Source organism: Fodinibius saliphilus (assembly GCF_005869845.1).
Taxonomy (GTDB): domain Bacteria; phylum Bacteroidota; class Rhodothermia; order Balneolales; family Balneolaceae; genus Fodinibius; species Fodinibius saliphilus.
Window position 1 is genome coordinate 555502 of the sequence record NZ_VAWF01000001.1, and the last position, 16951, is coordinate 572452.

The 16951-nt window shown below is 38.1% G+C and carries 12 protein-coding genes; 9 read left to right on the plus strand and 3 right to left on the minus strand.

The annotated features are described in order from the left end of the window. Positions 1–69 precede the first annotated feature (69 nt). A complete protein-coding gene (locus FCN14_RS02240) occupies positions 70–1809 on the plus strand; it encodes a hypothetical protein (RefSeq protein ID WP_138429465.1) in 1740 nt (579 codons plus the stop codon). Between the two features lie 261 nt (positions 1810–2070). Further along, positions 2071–2664 (plus strand): YdcF family protein, encoded by a 594-nt coding sequence (locus tag FCN14_RS02245; RefSeq protein ID WP_171032779.1) that lies wholly within the window; start codon positions 2071–2073, stop codon positions 2662–2664. A gap of 47 nt (positions 2665–2711) precedes the next feature. Here FCN14_RS02245 and FCN14_RS02250 read toward each other — a convergent pair whose 3' ends face one another. Then, on the minus strand, positions 2712–3437 hold the full coding sequence (locus FCN14_RS02250; RefSeq protein ID WP_138429467.1) for a porin family protein: 726 nt from the start codon (positions 3435–3437) through the stop codon (positions 2712–2714). 356 nt (positions 3438–3793) lie between these two features. On the opposite strand from FCN14_RS02250, the gene FCN14_RS02255 reads away from it, so the two are divergent. The 7 genes from FCN14_RS02255 (at position 3794) to FCN14_RS02285 (ending at position 14085) form a co-directional block, all read left to right on the plus strand. Next, entirely contained in the window at positions 3794–4462 is a 669-nt protein-coding gene (locus FCN14_RS02255) for a hypothetical protein (RefSeq protein WP_138429468.1), read from the plus strand. Positions 4463–5313: 851 nt separating this feature from the next. Next, positions 5314–6531 (plus strand): DegT/DnrJ/EryC1/StrS family aminotransferase, encoded by a 1218-nt coding sequence (locus FCN14_RS02260; RefSeq protein ID WP_138429469.1) that lies wholly within the window; start codon positions 5314–5316, stop codon positions 6529–6531. Positions 6532–6750: 219 nt separating this feature from the next. Then, positions 6751–8676, plus strand: coding sequence for a polysaccharide biosynthesis protein (locus FCN14_RS02265; RefSeq protein WP_138429470.1), 1926 nt, complete (start codon positions 6751–6753; stop codon positions 8674–8676). Between the two features lie 31 nt (positions 8677–8707). Then, positions 8708–11062, plus strand: coding sequence for a GumC family protein (locus FCN14_RS02270; RefSeq protein ID WP_138429471.1), 2355 nt, complete (start codon positions 8708–8710; stop codon positions 11060–11062). 103 nt (positions 11063–11165) lie between these two features. Further along, the gene (locus FCN14_RS02275) at positions 11166–11681 is read left to right on the plus strand and encodes a hypothetical protein (protein WP_138429472.1); all 516 of its coding nucleotides are present in this window, start codon (positions 11166–11168) and stop codon (positions 11679–11681) included. Between the two features lie 122 nt (positions 11682–11803). Further along, entirely contained in the window at positions 11804–12784 is a 981-nt protein-coding gene (locus tag FCN14_RS02280) for a sugar phosphate nucleotidyltransferase (protein ID WP_138429473.1), read from the plus strand. 215 nt (positions 12785–12999) lie between these two features. Next, positions 13000–14085: an NAD-dependent epimerase gene (locus FCN14_RS02285; protein WP_138430683.1), complete on the plus strand. Its 1086-nt coding sequence runs from the start codon at positions 13000–13002 to the stop codon at positions 14083–14085. 44 nt (positions 14086–14129) lie between these two features. Here FCN14_RS02285 and nuoH read toward each other — a convergent pair whose 3' ends face one another. Together nuoH and FCN14_RS02295 are read right to left on the minus strand one after the other, a co-directional pair. After that, the gene (gene nuoH / locus FCN14_RS02290; protein ID WP_138429474.1) at positions 14130–15152 is read right to left on the minus strand and encodes an NADH-quinone oxidoreductase subunit NuoH; all 1023 of its coding nucleotides are present in this window, start codon (positions 15150–15152) and stop codon (positions 14130–14132) included. Positions 15153–15165: 13 nt separating this feature from the next. Beyond that, entirely contained in the window at positions 15166–16902 is a 1737-nt protein-coding gene (locus tag FCN14_RS02295) for an NADH-quinone oxidoreductase subunit G (protein ID WP_138429475.1), read from the minus strand. Positions 16903–16951 lie beyond the last annotated feature (49 nt).

Below are 16951 nucleotides of genomic sequence, written 5' to 3' on the forward strand. Positions count from 1 at the left end.
GTGATTAACCTCAATTTCGTACGTAAGTAATTATATTAGTACAATATTCACCCATAAAGGGAGGCTACAATGGCTAATTTAGGTCAATATGCAAGAAAAATATTAGGCAAGAGTTCTAGGATTTATTCATTTCTAAATTTTATTGCGGGTTTTAGAGCGTTTAAGTTTTTTCTGGAATATATTAACAAACTTATTTACCCACGCTGGGTGAGAAAAAAAGAGATGGAATGGCAAGCTTTTTTAAAAGATACGGAAGCAATACCGGAAACATTAAATGGTTCAGTTCTAATATCTACAAGCACTAAAGAGAAAAGAATAAATCCAGAAAAGAAATCAGAAAGTAACCCTATTCTACACCGACATGTTTGGGTCAATGGACCAAATTACAACGGGATGGAGGATAATGACATTCGCGGATTTTTAGATGGTAAATATTACCATGCATGGAATCAACCAGGACAAAAACATGTAAGATTGGGAAGGGCTTCTAATAGTTTTTGCCGAACTAATGGAGAGTGGGAGCTATATCGTGTTCTTCAACGATGGACTAACCTGTGGTTACCTGAAGGGGCTAACGTACATAACGTTCATTTAGATATAGAAGTCGAATTTGAAGTAGACCATAAGCTTGAAATTCTGCTATATAATGTACATAAAGATTGGGACCCAGGAGAGGGGGGGATAGATCGTAATAATATAAGTGATGCTAATTACGGAGAGGTATGGTGGAATGAAGTTGGTCAGGATGTAAAAAAATGGGGACTGCCTGGTGTTGGTTTTTCATCAAATACTCATTCTGAAGCTGACACACCTATATCGCCGCTGGCAATCGCTTACTATCAACCAGGTGATTCAAGTATTACTTTCGAATCACATCAACTTGCTTCTTATGTGGCTGATCAAATTCATAGTGGTAACCCATTGCTATTTTTGTTAAAACTTTCAGACTATTATGAGGATCTTCCATTTTCTGTGATTAATCTCTATTCAGGTAATCATGGAGATAGTCATAATACGGCAAGAAGACCTCAGCTCATTGTAGACTGGGAAGATGTAAATGCAAAAACTGAATGGAAAGAAGATATATTGTTAGAACACAACAGGTCATTGGTATTTCCACGCATTCAGGTTGAAGATGCAGATAATATAGCAATTAGTTTTTTGAGTAAAACAAATGAAGAAATTCCAACTATAAGTATTCGTGGTGGTAATGAAACAATAAAATCAGAATGGCACCCAATTTATTTTCCCAAAAAGATAGAAGATTGGTCATGGGTGGAAATCCGAATTGATGCACATTTTAATCCTGTAAAAATTGGACAGTTATTTACGGCTGGTTTTAGAGAAACTTGGGTCAGAACAGCACCTCCAGAAGAACAGGAGGTTCTTTGGACTTTTCTTTCACCTTCGGATAAAAAATATAGCATTTTGGCAGAATATTGCGGTGATTATTGCTGGCAGGTGAATTTTGAACCCGATGAACTAGGTCGATGGCGATATTATTGGACCCAAAACTTTACGGAGGCCCCTTACAAAAGTCCTGTTGGTATGTTTGATGTTATTTCTGGTAGCCAAGAGAATGCAATAAAAGCGCTTCAAAGATTAACTAAAAAAGTACGTGCATCAAGATTAGCTTTAATGCCGAGGATGCATGAATTTGGCCCTCCTTTTTATCGCTTACAACGAGAAGTCTTACGATACGAGAAACCTGAAAGTTTTAATTTCAATGGGAGCCTTAAAAAAAATGGACAGTCAAAAGAATTTCTTGATAAAGCAAGAAGAGTGTTGGGGAGAAGATCAAATAATTAAAAAAATAAGGAGTACCTATCTTCTGTAATACCGTATGAATGGGAGATAGTATCGTCTACTGGTTTTGTTATTCTTTAAGGTTTTAAAACTATTGATTTTAAAATTATGCTAATATCTCTTGCCAGATTCCTAATTGATCCATTTAATATTTTTTGGATGCTATTGTTTCTTGTAATAGTAACATGGTTTCTAAAACGAAAGCGGCTATTTAAGTGGGCGATTATCATAACTGGTATATGGTTTTTGATTATCTCAACTCCTTTGATACCAACACAAGTTTTAGACTCACTGGAGAGTCGCTATGAACCTATAAAAGTAAAAGATCTAATAAACAGAAATGCTGAATATCATATTCTTATTTTAGGAGGGGGACATGGCTTTGATGATCGCTTGCCTTCTAACTCTCTGTTGTCTCAGAATGCTCTTGGTAGATTGAATGAGGCAATTCGATTGCATCAACAACTACCTAATAGTGTACTCATATTTTCTGGGTATTCAGCTAGTGGGAAAACTACACAGGCAGAAATGCTTCTTCAGACGGCTCTTTCACTTGGTATTGTTGAAAAGGAAACGATGCTTCAAAAGGACCCAGTTAATACTTATGAAGAGGCAGAGGTTTATTCTACGAAGTATGGTAATACGAGCCCTATCATTCTAGTTACAAATGCAGCGCATATGCCACGAGCAGTAAATAGTTTTAATAATTTTGGGTTAGACCCATTAGCATCTCCAACAAATTATAGGCTGAAAGGAAGTTGGAGACATAAATGGTTTGGCCTTCCATCAATGAGAAATATCGAAAATCTTAAAGTGGGTATATATGAATACGCAGCATTGTTTTGGTACAGCTTATGACGTTATTGAACAAAACAGGCAAATCAATTGAATTGATAAATAATATCTTAAAACATGTAGTACACCGAAAAAGTGAGTGCCATATTTTGGGGTTCGAAACCGGCTGGTTTTTCCCCAGAATCTATAAATGAATATATTGCTCTTATTTCAAAACCAACTTTACTATTATTGCCGTGTTCAACGCCGACTCCCAAAATTGCACCACCGTCGAATTCGGAATATTGAGAAAGTACATCATTAGAGAAATTACCTTCGAAAGGTATGCCAATTGGAGCACCCGTATTGGTGCCTGTGAACTTAGCATAGGGCAGATATCCCCCATAGAATCCTCCTGAAATATGGTAGGTGGTGGCTATGAAATTTCGTCCAAAAACTGTCTTGCTTGGAGGTTTGGTAGAAAGCTGCAATAAGATGGGCAATTGAATGTAGAGAAGTTCCGTTCTGCTGTCAGTTTCAAATTCTGAACCTCGTAAAGTAAATGAATCATCATAATTTGCTCCCAATAGAATTATTGATGGTTCTACCTGCAGGCGTAAAGACTGTGTAAAACTCCTTCGAATAATTACTCCGCCTTGGTAGCCGACGGTGACCTTTGGGTTAAATTGCAGATCAATTTCTCCATCAGTAAAAAAAAACTTGTTGACATGTGAACTCATGTTTAGTCCTGCCCCAACCCCAAGTTCAAATGATTGACCATTTGAACTTACGGGTAAAATCCCCAAAAAAAGTAAGGCTGTTATTACTACGATGCACCGTGCTCTATTGATATTCATGCGGATACTTTATTGAATTTATGGTCGTTTCTGTTTTGGAGTCTCCGGTATCCTGATGATGCAAAAATAAGTCCAAAATGATTTTAGTTGCTTTATTTAAATAGGACAAACCTATTTGAAAGGTTTTTTGCTTTCAATTTAAAAAGTACGAAGTCCTAGGTATAGGATAATTACACGGCCCTAATCTATATTCGAGTAATTTTTTTACACCACATCTATACTAAATTAAACTCTGTTATTTCATAACTGGTAGGAAAAGGGGAAATTTAGTTTCGGCATAATAATTGTACGGTATTAGTTACAATGTAATGTCAGTTGGTTTAATAATATCTTAATCTATAGACAGAGAGGTTAGTATGAAAACAAGAGTACCACATACAGTTAAGAATATATTGATGGTCAGCATAATTATGTATTGCACGGGTTGTATCTTTAATAAGAGTACAGACCCGTCTATAGATGATTCATTTGAACCAGTCGAGGAAGTGAGTTTGGTCAATGGTGCCGAAGATGTAACGGTTACGGTTAATAATGATGACAATGCTTATTTTAGCCTGACTTTTAGCAATATTACTGAAAATAATATTATCGAAAATGGAACAAAGGAAGGGTGGTGTATAGATTGGAAAAGGGGTATCAATTCTAACAACGGCACCTATAAGGGAATTAGATTGTTTTCAACTGACAATGTTGAAAAGTGGAAAAAACTGAATTACCTGATCAATATAAAAGATGCGTTAATGGATGATGATGCATCCATTGGCTTCCGTGAAATACAGGCTGCTATATGGACATTGCGCGCTCATCCTGAATTTGATTTAGATAAATTAGCTGTAGAGCAACTTCCAAATAACATGCAAGCTGACGGAGAACCGCAATTCAGTTATGACAAGGTAAGCAACATTTTAGATACAGTAGATGATGGTTATTCGTCATTTGATTTTAAGTCAGGCACAAAGTTTGCAGTTATTGCGGAAACACCTTCAGATGTTCAAACCATCTTTACTGTGGTTGAGAAAAAATAAATGGGTGATTTTAAACAGGTCTGATGACGAAATAAATTATCAACGGGATTAAAAAAGGTAGGATACCACCTATCAGTCAATTATGTAGTTAGGGATCCTCCTTTTGTACTTCGGATAATGGCAGTTTATTTACGCTTATTTTTTTATCCGTAGTCTTATTGAGGTGTATTTAATGGGGGCTTTGTATTCCCCCCGAAATTTAAGAGATCATGCCAAAGAGAATAAGAGTTTTTTTTAAAATTCCATGAAGGTTCAGTACTAATATTGGGCTGTTCCTAAAAGTCCAATGAGGGTAGGCGACTAATAGCAATAGCTAAGGGGTGATTAAGCTCCCTCAATGAATCTGCCACCGAGGGAAATACGGGAGGAGTTCCATTTTATTTTTTCTCTAACCTCTACATTATTAATGTTTTAAACTCTTGTTGAGGCATTTGTAAACTTTCTGGTAAGAGTGGGTAAGAAAAATGCCAAACTCGACAGTGCGAAAAAAAGTATGAGTTTAGTACTACGTTTTTTAAGACCTACCGAAGGAAATTCAGCTATATACTTCAAAGTTTTAACGTAGTGGGCGAGGATGACGCGCAGAATATAAAAAAGTGTTAATAATTTAATCCTATATAGGATTCCGCCAAAGCCCATTAATAAAAGGGGGGGTAGGAATATCACAATTGGGTTATAGGTCCAAATAAAAATTTATTTTCAGTTGTTGATTGTAGTGTGAGTAACAATAGAGATTTGGCATAACTATTGTAGCATTAATTTTCCAGATGGATTAAACATAATTATAGCGGGGAATCTAAATCTGTGCCTATTTTATGAGGGTTAGTTTCCTGTAAACTGAGTAACGAAAAATGGACTATTCAGCTAATAGAATTTACCTTTCACCTCCTCATATGGGAGGACAGGAAGAGCATTATATTCGGGATGCTTTCAATAAAAATTGGATAGCACCGATGGGAGAAAATGTGGATGGGTTTGAACAGGATCTGCAAGAATATACCAATCGAAATGAAGCCGCTGCTGTATCATCAGGTACTGCTGCTATTCATCTTGCGTTGATTCTTTGTGATGTGGGACTGGGGGATGAGGTAATATGTCAATCATTTACATTTACCGCTTCTGCTAATCCTATACGATACCAAGGTGCTACACCAATCTTTATAGATTCAGAACCGGTTACCTGGAACATGGATCCTCAGCTTTTGGAGAAAGCAATCTTAGATCGGATGGAGAAGGGAGTCAAGCCTAAAGCGATCATACTGGTACATCTATATGGTATGCCAGCAAAAGTTGACCGAATTTTGGCAGTTGCTGGAAAATACGATATTCCGGTTATTGAAGATGCCGCAGAAGCAATGGGATCAGCCGTTGAACATTATAAATGCGGAGGCTTTGGGCTATTGTCGATTTTCTCTTTTAATGGTAATAAAATTATCACGACCTCGGGTGGCGGGGCCTTACTTAGCGATGACAGGAGGTTGATTCGAAAAGGCCGTTTTTTGGCAACACAAGCACGGGATGAGGCACCACACTACCAGCATTCTCAGCTGGGATATAACTATCGAATGAGTAATATTGTAGCTGGTATTGGTCGTGGTCAAATGCAGGTTTTGGATGAACATGTCAAAGCAAGGAGAGCAAATCATGCGTTTTATTTTGAGCAGCTAGAGGGCGTTTGGCTTGAAGAGGAGACGTTACAAACCATGCAAACACCAGCTTTTACCGGTGCCGGGACATCAAAAGGAATCTATTTCTTAAGAGAACCTGCCGGTTATTTTAGTAATCGCTGGCTTACTACTATTCTCGTAAATCCCGAAGAGACGGGGGGGGTTACCGCCACCGATATTCGTCTGGCATTGGAAGAGAAAAACATAGAATCACGTCCGCTTTGGAAGCCGATGCATCTGCAACCCCTGTACAGGAGTTGCAAGCATTATGAAAATGGGGTATCGGAAAAACTTTTTGAACTGGGATTGTGTCTTCCTTCAGGAAGTAACCTCTCAAATCGAGAGCGCTTACGGGTTGTTTCAGTGATTAGGAAAACGTTGAGGGACGTTCATTACGAGTAAAATTTACTCGACAGTTTGAATAAAAGTAACTCAATTTATGTAGGGCATCGAATTTTAATTGAAAGAATAACTGATTCAGGAAATGATTTTTTATAGTCAATGAACTTATAACGAAGTATTTGACACTAAATAAATATTTATCTCTTGTACTAAATACAGTTGGCATAACTCTTGTGTAGTACATAAGTGATAAGGAATAATAGAGAAAGAGGGATTCAGATGGAACTTGAAACATATAACAAGAGATTTAAGTTACTAAATAAATTTACGAGGGGAGTGTTTTTTCTGATAGGGGATACGCTGTCACTATTAGTTTCAGCTATGGGGGCCTTTCTGATTCTTTCCATGGTACACCCGAGTGAGATAACATTTCCAATCCAGCAAACACTGATAGTTACAGGGTCGGTATTGGCGGGATTAGCGATATTCAAAATGTATGTTATTAAGTGGCGTTATGTAAGCTTGAACGACTTGATTCGTATTATCTTGGGGATAACCATTGGAGGGGGGATTTCACTGGGACTCACTGAAGCATTTTTAGAGGTTGGAAGGTATGAAGGAGCCTTTACGGCCCTTCTGATGATTAATGCAGTGATCTCAATAGGTGCTTTTAGAATAAGTAAACGATTGTATCACGGACTCAAAGCATCATCGAAGAAACAAAATCATACCATCATTTTTGGTGGTAAAAGTGAAGGAGAACAGATATTGCGAGATATCTTGAACAATGATAACTGGGATTTGTCGGTATACGCAATTTTTGATGATCGCTTAATTCCAGGGACTTTCCTGCACGGTGTAAAAATAGTGGGAGGTAAAAATGAGATGATTGGGTATCTCAAAACCCATGAAGTTGATCAGCTTATTGTCGCATTCCCAGATTATCCTAAAAATGATCTAAAGGTAATGTTCGATGAGATTAAAAAAATTAGCCCAGATATGAATATCAAGGTACTACCTTCATTTCATTCCCTGACTGATAACCCTGTAGGAATAGAACATATCCGTGAGGTAAGTATTGATGACATCTTGGGTAGAGAACCGGTTAGTATTGATATAAAGACTATTGAAAATAGTATCAGTGGAAAAACAATCCTGGTAACCGGTGCCGGGGGATCTATTGGTAGTGAGTTAATCAGGCAATGTGCAGCCCTTAATCCCTCAAAGCTGATTGCCTTGGATATCGATGAGACAGAACTTTTTCATATCAATAATGAATTAAAGGATAGTGGGGCTTCGCTGATTCCTTGTGTAGCTTCAGTTACGGATAGCAAGAAGATGGAAAAGATCTTTTCCAAGTATAACCCTGATGTGTTATTTCATGCAGCGGCCTACAAGCATGTACCGATGATGGAAAGTTTCCCTGATGAAGCGATTAAAGTAAATGTCGGTGGTACCCGTTCAATAGCTACGCTGGCCTGCAAGTATGAAGTTGAAAAATTTATAATGATTTCAACTGACAAGGCTGTAAACCCTGCTAATGTGATGGGGGCAACCAAGCGTGTGGCCGAAGAAGTGTGTATGGCGTTTAATAGCCGAAGTACCAAGACCAAATTTATGTCAGTTCGTTTTGGCAATGTCCTTGGTTCAAGAGGATCTGTGGTTCCACTTTTTATTGAACAGATAAAGCAAGGTGGGCCAATCACTATAACAGACCCAGAAATGAAAAGATACTTTATGACTATTCCCGAAGCCGTATTGTTAGTTATGCAGGCTGGATCAATGGGTAGAGGGGGAGAAGTTTTTGTGTTAGATATGGGAGAACCGGTTAAAATTATTGATATGGCCAAAGACTTGATTCGACTGCATGGGTTAAAGCCATATATCGATATTCCAATTGATGTAATTGGGCTTAGACCTGGAGAAAAGTTATTCGAAGAATTATTGAACGCAGAAGAAGGCGTTTTAGAAACTGAGTATGAAGAAATTTTTAAAGCAAAATGTAGTAGAAAATTAGCAGAAAATGAATTAATCCAGCGAATTGACCAGCTGTTTGATTCATTGGACCAGAAAAATGGAAATTCAATAAAAAAACAGCTTAAAGAAATTGTACCCACATATTCCTTTAAAGAAAAGAAAACACTCAACAATGGTATTATACATCCAAAAGTTGATCATTCAGTCTTTATGGGAAGAGTAAACTAGGTAAACAGTTTAAGAATAATAGGTTAATCTAATGTCGGAATCAATTCAAAAATTTGATGATAATCATCATAACTCAGAGCGCTCCTCTTTTCAATATGCATATAACGTTGAACCAGATGAGACTGAACTTACACCTCAAAAGGTTGTATCAATACTGTTGCGTTATAAATGGCTGGTTCTACTTTTTTTGATTGCAGGTGCAGTGGGTTCATGGTTTTATGCTGATAGCATTACTCCAACATATGAAAGTGAAGGAACTATGATGATTAGCTCAAATGCAGGGGCTTCTGATGATGAGCTTTCTTCGATTATTTCAAAAGCAACCGGGCATGGTATAAATGCAACGCTTGAAAATGAATTACAGGTACTTAAATCGCGCAATTTTGCTAGCAGAGTGGCTGAGAAGTTTTTGGCAACGCTTCCAGAAAAGGTAGAGAATTATCCCATTTTATGGGCTGAATCTGAAGAAGGTGGGCCATTTCGAGTAAGTGAGCAAACTGTAACATCAAGGATAAGAAGAGGACTAGATTTTCAGAAAGTTTCTGATGACTCAGATGTGATTGCTATTCTGTTTTCAAGCACTTCGCCCGAGGAAGCGGCAAAAATCGTAAACCTTACAATGGATATTTATGTAAAAAGTTCTACCCGACAAAACCGGCAGGCCGCGGCATCAACGGCTGATTATTTGGAAAATGAAAAGAAAGAGGTAAAGGATAGGCTGGAAGCTGCTGAACAACGCCTCCATCGATATATGGATGCTACTGGTATCGTACAGGTAGATAAGCAGGCATCAGGGATTATTACCAGAAGAGTAAATCTAGAAACCGAATTGCAAGAAGTAAACCTTGAGTTAAATACCATAGGTGAAAAGATTGACAATTATGAAAAACAGCTAGAGCAAATAAAGCCGGGGCTCTCTGATCAATTTTCAAAGGCTCTCGGTCCACGAATTAGAAATGCACAGGAGGAATTAGCTCGATTTGAAAATGAACGAACGCTCATTATTTCTAAAAATCCCGGAGTTGAGGACCGTGATACATTACCGCCAAGGTTGGTTTATGTAGATAAACAAATAGAACGTCTGACAGATAAAATTAAAGAGCTTTCAAGTCAATTATTCACCAAAGATGAAGAGTTTTTGGGAATGAATTCAGAAGAGCGAGCAAAGATGGTATCAGGAATCCAAAGCGAACTAGTGGAGCTTAAAATTGAACAAAATCAATATCAATCCCGGAAGAAGGCTTTAGAAGAGCATAAAGTAGAGCTGGAGAGTAATTTTGAGGCATTACCGCAAGGCATGATTAAACTGGCCCAGTTGAAACGTGATGTTAGAATAAATGAAGAACTCTTTGTTAAATTATCACGACAGTTAGCAGATATATCTGTTTGGCGACAGTCTCAATTTGGATATGGGCGTATTGTTGATGACGGAGAAATCCCAACGGTACCGGTGAGTCCAAACAAAAAAATATTTATTATTTTAGGTCTCATGCTTGGTGGAGCTTTGTCAGCAGGGTTCATATTTATAAAAGAATTTAATGACAATACCATTAAAAGTGCTAGCGAGCTGCGGGAAAATTACCCCAGATTACTTTCATTTACAGTGGTGCCTTCCCTTGAAAAGGTTTCGCGAAAAAATCGAAAAACATTTAAAGTTGGTGATGGCACAATCCCCAAAGAAGTTGTGTTGCTACAAGATCGTTCTAGCATTCAGGCTGAATCTATAAGAAGATTAAAGAATAATATCATTTACCAATATGGTGAAACTCCTCCTCAAACAGTAGCAGTTACAAGCCCGGAAAAAGGAGATGGAAAATCAACAATTGTTAGTAATCTAGGTATTGCACTTGCTGAAGAAGGATATAAAACGTTAATCATTGATGCTGATTTCCGGTGTCCCCGAATTCACACTTATTTTGGGTTGGATCGAGGAAAAGGGCTGTCAGACTTTTTAATGAATAAAATTACGTTCAAACAACTTCTTTCAAATATTCGCCATACTGATTTGGAAGCTTTGAAGGTATTAACAGCCGGTACAGAAACGACGTATCCCCAAAATTTGGCTAACAACAAAGCACTAAAGGAAGTTTTAAAAAAGATGGAGAACGTGTTTGATGTTATCCTTTTGGATAACCCACCATTTGGTATAATTAGCGATTCTACCTCATTATTGAAAACAGCTGAATCGGTTTTAGTAGTAGCCAGGTATAGAAAAACAAATCAGGGAATGCTACTTAGAACAGTTGAAGAGCTAGAACGAATTAATGCAAATGTAACTGATATTGTGGTAACAGATTTTGATTATCGTAAAGAGCCTGGTGGCCTTTATGGAGCAGGGGATTACCAATCACTTTACGACAATTATGAGGATTATAATAGGACCTAATATGTAAACTACGAGCTTGTAGGAGAGACACCAACACCTGATGAAATATAGTTTTTACCTGTTACCCAATAAATAGATATCAAGTAGTCAAAATTAATAGATTATGAAACAATTAACGTTATTAGTATCCCTTTTTACAACAATATTAGTCTTAAACTCTTCCTCATTGGTAGCACAAATACAACAAGGCGGTAACAGGCTAATTCGTGTTGCAGAAATTGGACAACTTGCAGACTCTATTAATGTATGGGGTGATGTTGGTAGCTCAGGACGATTCATAGTTCCGGAAGATACTAAACTGCCGGAGTTGATCTCATATAGTTTTGGATATAATGTACTGCGTGGGAATCAGAATAATATCGATTGGGCTAAAACCCAGATTGAAGTAAAAGTATCTCGATATAATGCAGACAGAAGGTTTGTAGAAGTGGCTTATTTTCGATATCGATACCATGACCCGGAACCTAAAGAGATGTTTGAATTTGATTTACAGAACAATGACATCGTAAGTTTACAGGTAAGACGAAAACCGTCTTTTACAGATTATGTGGATGTAGTGGCGCCGGTAGTAAGCGTTATTGCTACATCAATTTTGTTGATTGAGAACCTGCGAAACTGATCATCATTTCTGGGCGTATTTTTCAGGCTGGTTGGTAGTTTAAAGGATTCATTGAGAAGACTTGGATATATATTCCAGTAGCAAAAACTTACTAAATAGCAGAGGCTAGAGAGGGGGTTAATATGAATAAAAGCAAGGTAAAAGGGATTATTTGGGCCGTTAGGTCAAAGCCGAGATTATACCCTACGAAGAAATCTGTGGCTAACCATTTGATGCCTGTCTATGATAAACCGCTGATTTATTACCCGTTATCGGTACTGATGCTGGCTGGAATTCAAGATATTTTGATTATAACATCACCGGCAGATAGCCCTGATTTTAAAAATATGCTTGGAGACGGTTCGGTTTTTGGTGTTAATATCAGTTATGAATTGCAAAGAAGTTGTGATGACATAGTAGATGCGTTAGTGATAGCAGAAGGATTTATTGGTGATGATAAAATAGTTTTAATTAGGGGAGATGACATTTTTTATGATCACAATATGCGTTCAATGCTGCGTAGAGCTGTGAGTACAATTGGTGGTGCAACATTATTTGGTCATAGAATGAAGAATTTTGGTCGGTTTGGTATGTCAGAGGACAAATATCATGACGAAGTAATATGTATTGAAGAAGATTCCAAGAATTCTTTAAATAACAAAAAAATGGCAGTAACAGGACCGTATTTTTATGATGACCGAGTGATCGATTATGCAAAGCAGGTAAGCGCATGCAGTCGTTCAGATTCTAAATTATCGGTAATAAATAAGATCTATTTAAAACAGAATAAAATTACCGCTGAGTTTTTTAGTCCTGAATACACATGGCTGAGTGTAGAAACACTGAAAGAAAAACGTGATGCTTCGAGTTTTTTGAAATCAATTGAACGAAAAAATAGGGCTAAAGTATTTTGTCCAGAAGAGATTGCTTGGCGAAACAATTGGATAGATGATGATCAGGTGATGGGGTTGGCCTGTGATTTAAAAAACAATTCATATGGTGAATACCTTTATTCTTTATTGAGCAAAAAAAATGATCAAAGAATCAGTACTAATATGCAATCAGATACATTGTTATTTTCTAATACAGAGAGTGGCTATACAATTTCAAGAGGTGAAATATAGATTAATATGTGAATTTTTACTCGGTTCGAGTAAAAATTACCTGTTGATTATTTCCCGTCTCGATTAACAAAACACATGTTGTGAGATAATCTCTTTTTATGACTAATAACCGTCTGTTATAGCTTATTGCAGGTTCTGAATGTAGTGGCACGTTTTTTGAAATAGTATTGATGTGAGTGAATAAAGTTAAAACAATAGAGAGAATAAAAAGTGTTATGAAAATTTTAGTAACAGGGGCAGCAGGTTTCATTGGTTTTCACTTGACTAGAAAGTTAGCACAAATGAATTACCAAATTGTAGGTCTGGATTGTATTAATGATTATTATTCAACCAAACTAAAGTATCGGCGTTTAGAACTATTGGGAATTCACATGGATACCATTAGTGAAGAGGTATTAATTGAAAGCTCTACACATAAAAATATAAGCTTTATAAAAGCGGACCTTAAGAATAGATCCGTTATAAATGATTTGTTTGATGACCAGAAGTTTGATATTGTTATTAATCTTGCAGCCCAGGCGGGTGTGCGCCATAGTCTAATAAATCCTCATTGTTATATAGATAGCAATATAACTGGCTTCTTAAATATCCTAGAAGCAGCAAGGTTTCACTCTATTGAACATTTGATATATGCTTCTTCAAGTTCAGTCTATGGGGCAAATACTGATATGCCTTTTACAACGAATGATAATGTGGATCACCCTATGAGCCTTTATGCTGCAAGTAAGAAGACTAATGAATTGATGGCTCATACCTACTCAAATTTATTTGATATACCCACGACAGGGTTACGCTTCTTTACGGTCTATGGCCCATGGGGGCGGCCAGATATGGCTCTTTTCCTTTTTACAAAAGCCATTCTAAATGGGGAGCCTATCAAAGTTTTTAATTATGGCAAAATGGAACGTGACTTTACGTACGTCGGGGATATTGTAGAAGCAATCCACCGGCTGATTCCGAAAGCGCCTTCTGGTAATGCAGATTGGTCTGGAGATAACCCTGATCCGGGAAGTAGCTTTGCTCCATATCAGCTGTTTAATATTGGTAACAGTAATCCTGTAAAACTAATGGATTTCATTAGTGAATTAGAACATCAGCTTGGGATTAAGGCAGAGAAAGATTTTCTGCCAATGCAACCGGGTGATGTGCCTAAAACTTGGGCTGATGTAGATGATTTATATAATTATATAGATTTTCAGCCCCAAGTGCGGGTAAAAGAGGGAATTCACAAATTTGTGGAGTGGTATACTGATTACTATCTAAGAGAAAAACAGAGCCTCTCAGCATTAGTTAGTAAATAATTTTACTTACCAGCAATGCATGTATTTAATATAGCCCTCTTTTATTACCATCCCAGGTAGTGTTGCCAGAAAAAGATGATGACTGCAAGCCCCAGAAAGTTAAAAATACTGATGGGAAGCATGCGTTTCCATCCCAATTTCATAACTTGGTTATATTTGAATCGTGGAATTGTCCAGCGTACCCAGATGTATATGAAGCCCCAAATAAGGGTCTTTACAGTAAATACCGAGACGTCTAAAATCATTTTTCCTACTGAACCGGCTTCGGGTAACAGCCACTCATAATATCCAGCAAAGGGGAGGTGATATCCGCCAAAAAAGAAGGTGGTAATGAGCATACTCCCGATCATCACATGCATATATTCAGCAAGGAAGAACATCCCGAATTTCATACCACTATACTCTGTGTGGAATCCACCAACAAGTTCTTGTTCAGCCTCTACAAGATCGAAAGGAGTACGGTTGGCTTCTGCAAATGCAGCTACAATAAAAATAACAGCTCCAATAGGGTTGCGAAATATATTCCACCAAATCTCTTGAGATTCTACAACATCGATCATGCTAAGAGATCCTGCAAAAAGAATACAGGAAGCAACAGCCATCCCCATGGGAAGTTCATAACTAATCATTTGGGCAGCAGCACGCAACCCTCCTAGAAGGGAATATTTACTATTTGAAGCCCACCCGCCGAGTGTAACTCCGTAGACACTAAGTGAGTTGACAGCTAGCAAATAGAGAACTGCTGCATTGATATCAGTAGCATAAAGACCATCTCCAAAAGGGATTACAGCGACCGTCATCAGGGCTGTAACCACCGGTATCATTGGAGCAATGGCATGTACTGTCTTAAATCCTTTAGCAGGAGTTACATCTTCTTTGAGAAGAAGTTTTACTACGTCAGCAATGGGCTGAAGTAATCCAGCAGGACCGACACGATTGGGACCGTGGCGATTTTGGATAAAAGCAGAAACACGGCGTTCTGCATATACAGCAATTGCTGCCGAGTTAAGTAGCATAAAAAGTGCTACTCCTAATACAATATATGATGTAGTTGTTACAGGCTCCATTGAAATAATATATTTACGCTTGTTTTACTTCTTCTTGTTTAATGGGGAGCTGAACGCCATTTTCTTCGTCCATCCGCTCATATGAGATGTCACTGAGAATTTCGAATTGTTCTCTGATATCATCAAAAACATCACGAGAATGTTTGTAGCTGAAGTCAAGATTGATTCGTTCTGCAAGTTTATTCAAAAATTGCCAGAGAGGTAAACAGTCAACTTTGTTGTCTTCGCTAACCCAGTTATCAAAGTTCGTTCCAAATCGATCGAGGCGTCCTTCTGACATCTCGAGGTTGAGGCGACGATTCGTATATTTTGTCTCTTTGGCAGGGTAGGAGCGTTGAATGCGTCCATCTACGTTCACATAACTGGCAGCATGTTCGGCAACACAAGTTATTGGAATTACTAAGTCAGAAGCTTGGGTAGTCTCTGTTTGATTGGTCGTCAAACAGATGGTATATGAATCATTAAGATCTGTTGCCGAAAGAATTTCTCTGCCGACCAGATCATCAGAAAGAATAACAACAACCTTGGCACCAGAAATAGCAGATTGCAAGCTATTGCTGTCAACTTCATCAAGATTTAAAGCCCGACAACCATTTGTATTGGGGGCTTGGTCATCGGTAATTAAAAAGTCGTCACCGGCACCGGGTATGATATGAGGTATAAACTTAGCATTGGAAGAACCCAGAAGGTTGAAAAACTTATTAAAAGCAAAGTTCTCTTCAACCGAAGCATGGGGACTACCAATCACCAAGATATCTTCTGCATTATTTGCTTCCAGAACTTCTGCAAATGTTTCAATAGCATTATTCCAAGAAGTATTAGACTGGTTATTTCCATCTAGTTTAATTGAGGGACGATCAACACGGTTTTCATTAAACCGCTTATATGCCTCGCGCCCTGCATCTGGCATCCAATAATCGTTCACTTCTTCATTCTCGCGGGGGGTAATACGTAATACTTCATTATCGCGAGTCCAAAGATCAATGTTACATCCTTTTCCGTTTGTGACATCGATACTGGGTGTTTGGTTCATTTCCCAAACGCGTGCTTTAAAACGAAAATCGGTAGAAGTGAGTGCGCCAACAGGGCAGATGTCTACCGTATTCATAGAATAGGGATCATCAAACTCTTCGCCTGCAGCTGTTTGGGGATAGTTATCATCACCACGCTGAACAATCGTAAGCTGATTGGTTCCACTAATTTCTTCAGTAAATCGCACGCAACGGGTACAGTTAATACACCGTTCGGCATCCAGTGTAACGCGTGGGCCAAGCTCCACTCGTTTTGGTTTGTGAACCTTCTTAACTTCAAATCGACTGCCTTCAGGTCCATATTTATAAGTTTGTATCTGTAATGGACATTCGCCGGCTTGATCACAAATAGGGCAGTCAAGCGGGTGATTAACAAGTATAAACTCCAAATTATCTTTTTGAGCACGGGCTACTTCCTCAGAAGTTTCCTGAGTATGAACCACCATACCATCTTGCAGAGGAGTTGAGCATGAAGTCTGTGGATTAGGAAACCATCGGATTTTACGTTCCCCGTTTTCATCCTTTTCAAACTCTCCTGTTTCACGATCTTTAACAGGTGTCCCCACTTTTACCATGCATTGGCGGCAGTTAGCCGGTATGGACATGGCTGGGTGGTAACAAAAGAAAGGCACTTCCAATCCCTGATCCAGAATAAACTGGAGCAACATTGGCTTTCCTTCAAATTCGTAACGTTTACCGTCTATAAATACTTCAGGCATCGATTTATCTATTTATTTTTTGACGCTTTTGCAAGCGACTGTAATATCA